Consider the following 2,809-nt stretch of genomic DNA (forward strand, 5'->3'; position numbering starts at 1 on the left):
GGTTTGACGGCGCCGAATGGTCCGTCGCAGCAGCGGGTGATTCGGCAGGCGTTGTCGGCTGCGGGTCTTGCGGCGTCGGATGTGGATGCGGTGGAGGCGCATGGTACGGGGACGGCGTTGGGTGATCCGATCGAGGCGCAGGCGTTGTTGTCGACGTATGGGCAGGAGCGGGAGTCGGATCGGCCGTTGTTGTTGGGGTCGGTGAAGTCGAATCTGGGTCATACGCAGGCGGCTGCGGGTGTCGCGGGTGTGATCAAGATGGTGGAGGCGTTGCGGCATGGTGAGTTGCCGCGGACGTTGCATGTGGATTCCCCGTCGTCGCATGTGGAGTGGGATGCGGGTGCGGTGGAGTTGCTTCGGGAGCGGGTGGCGTGGCCTCAGGTGGGGCGTGTGCGGCGTGCGGGGGTGTCGTCGTTCGGGATCAGCGGGACCAATGCCCATGTGATTTTGGAGCAGGCCCCGGTTTCCGAGCCCGGTGGGGAATCCGATTCTGTTCCGGACTCCTCTGATTCTGTTTCCGGCAGCCCTGATTCTGTTTCTGGGTCTGTTTCTGTGCTTCCGGATTCGGATGTTCCGGGTTCTGGTTTTGGTGGTGTGGTTCCGTGGGTGGTGTCGGGGCGTTCTGAGGGTGCTTTGGATGGCCAGTTGGGTCGTTTGGAGTCGTTTGTTGGTGGGGTGTCGGGGGGTGTGCGGCCGGTTGATGTCGGGTTTTCGTTGATGTCGTCTCGGTCGGTGTTTGAGCATCGTGCGGTGGTGGTGCGTGAGGTGGAGTCGGGGGAGGGCTCTGTCTCGGATTCCGGTGGGGTTTCGTCGTCGGTTTCTTCTTCTGTGTGTGTGCGGGGGGTTGTGGGTGAGGTGGGTTCTGGTCCGGTGTTTGTTTTTCCGGGTCAGGGTTCGCAGTGGGTGGGGATGGCGGTGGAGTTGTTGGATTCTTCGCCGGTGTTTGGGTGGTGGATGGGTGAGTGTGATCGGGTTGTTGGGGGGTTGGCTGGTTTTTCTGTGGTGGGGGTGTTGCGGGATTCGTTGGGTGGTGGTGCGGGGGTTTCTGTGTTGGAGCGTATTGAGGTGCTTCAGCCGGTGTTGTTTTCGGTGATGGTGTCGTTGGCGGAGTTGTGGCGGTCGTGTGGGGTGGTGCCGTCTGCGGTGGTGGGGTCGTCGCAGGGGGAGATTGCGGCGGCGTATGTGGCGGGGGTTTTGAGTTTGGAGGATGCGGCGCGGGTGGTGGTGCTGCGTTCTGGGTTGTTTGCGCGTGAGTTGGTGGGTGGGGGTGCGGTGGCGTCGGTGGCGTTGCCGGTGGGGCGTGTTCGGGGGTTGTTGGAGGGGTGGTCTGGTCGTTTGTCGTTGGCGGGGGTGAATGGTCCGTCGGCGGTGACGGTGGCGGGTGAGTTGGGGGCGTTGGAGGAGTTTGTTTCGGTGTGTGAGGAGCGGGGGGTGCGGGCGCGGGTTGTGGGGTCGTCTGTGGCGTCGCATTCGGTTCAGGTGGAGCCGTTGCGTGAGGAGTTGTTGGGGTTGTTGGAGGGGGTGGAGTGTGTTTCGGGTGGGGTGCCGTTGTATTCGACGGTGTCGGGGGGTGTGGTTGATGGTGGTGAGTTGGGTGTGGAGTATTGGTTTGCGAATGCGCGGGAGCCGGTTGATTTTGCTGGTGCGGTGCGGTCGTTGGTGGGTGATGGGTATCGGGTGTTTGTGGAGTGCAGTGCGCATCCGGTGTTGATGGGGGCTGTGGAGGAGACGGCTGAGGAGTCGGGTGTTGAGGTTGTGGCGTTGGGGTCGTTGCGGCGTGGTCAGGGGGGTGGGGTTCGTTTTGTGACGTCGTTGGCTGAGGCGTGGGTGCGGGGTGTGCCGGTGGAGTGGGGCCGGTTGTTTGAGGGCTCTGGTGCGCGCTCGGTGGAGTTGCCGACGTATGCGTTTCAGCGGGAGCGTTTTTGGCCGAAGGCTCCTGTGGTGGTGGAGGGTGGGTCGCATCCGGTGGATGCGGCGTTGTGGGGGCTGGTCGAATCCGCCGATGATGATGTGCTGGCGCGGGTGCTGGGGGTGGATTCGGTTACGGCGCGGCAGGTGGCGTCGGGTCTGGTGGAATGGCGCGGTCGTGAACGCGTGCGTTCTCGTACGGGCGGCTGGTGCTACCGCGAATCCTGGAAACCCCTCAACCTGAATCGTATTGACACCACCTCTCTGAATAGCAACGGTTCCACGCCGGAATCTCCCGATGCCGATTCTGCTGTTTCCGGTGTGTGGTTGGTGGTGGTGCCTGCTGGTGGTGGTGTGCCGGTGGGGTGGGTGTCGTTGGTGGTGGGGCTTTTGGGTGCGGGTGTGGTGTGCCTGGAGGTTGAAGAGGGTGTGGAGCGGGCCGTGTTGGCGGCTCGTGTGGGGGAGGTGCTTCCTTCCGGTGGGGAGTGCGCTGGTGTGTTGTCGTTTTTGCCGGTTGGTGATGGTGGTGTCGGTTCCCTGAGCTCGGGTGTGTCGGGTGTGCCGGGTGGGTTGTGGGGTTCGGCGGTGTTGGTGCAGGCGTTGGGGGATGCCGGTGTGGTGGGGCCGGTGTGGGGTGTGACGTGTGGTGCGGTGGCTGCGGTGCCGGGGGATGTGGTGGTGCATCCGGTGCAGGCGGCGGTGTGGGGTTTGGGTCGTGTGGCGGCGTTGGAGTTGCCGCACCGCTGGGGTGGTTTGGTGGATCTGCCCGCCGACCCCGACTCGTGGAACGAGGAGATCGGGCGTGGTGTGGCTGGGCTGTTGGCGTCTGGCGCGGGTGAGGATCAGGTCGCTGTCCGCGACACGGGTATCTACGGCCGCCGCCTCGTACCCACCGAACTGA

At 64.1% G+C, this 2,809-nt stretch carries 1 protein-coding gene; it reads left to right on the forward strand.

Annotation, left to right across the window (positions count from 1 at the left end; all coding sequences use genetic code 11):
- Positions 1-2,809, forward strand: a 2,809-nt coding sequence (locus tag HCC61_RS29985; protein WP_169141009.1) for a type I polyketide synthase, incomplete at both ends; no start/stop codon positions are given.

The organism is Streptomyces sp. HNM0575 (assembly GCF_012726265.1).
Classification (GTDB): domain Bacteria; phylum Actinomycetota; class Actinomycetes; order Streptomycetales; family Streptomycetaceae; genus Streptomyces.